Source organism: Chromobacterium alticapitis (assembly GCF_002924365.1).
Lineage (GTDB): Bacteria > Pseudomonadota > Gammaproteobacteria > Burkholderiales > Chromobacteriaceae > Chromobacterium > Chromobacterium alticapitis.
Genome location: NZ_PQWB01000196.1, coordinates 1 through 265, shown reverse-complemented (window position 1 = coordinate 265; position 265 = coordinate 1). Strand labels below are relative to the sequence as shown.

1 protein-coding gene is annotated in these 265 nt (G+C 67.9%); it reads right to left on the bottom strand.

Annotated features, from left to right (window positions below; genetic code table 11):
* Positions 1 to 265 (bottom strand): hypothetical protein (locus C2I19_RS21310; RefSeq protein ID WP_158253800.1); only part of this gene is annotated, 265 nt, incomplete at both ends.

The window sequence follows — 265 nt, the reverse complement described above, 5'->3', positions numbered from 1 at the left end:
CCGCTCAGCGTTTCCTGTCGCCACGCCGCGCCGTCCGTTCCGCCGGACTCCACCGTCATGGTGGCGTTGCCGTTGGCGTCGTAGCCGTACAGCTTGCTCACGCCGCCGGCATTGCCCTTCAGCAGCCGGCCGGCACGGTCGTATTCGCTGAATTCCTGTTGCACGCTGGCCGCGCCCGCCGCCGTGCCGCGGGCGAACTTGGCGGTGATCTGGCCCCAGGCGTTGTAGCGCGTTTCGCTGTACAGGCCATTAGTGGCATCCAGCA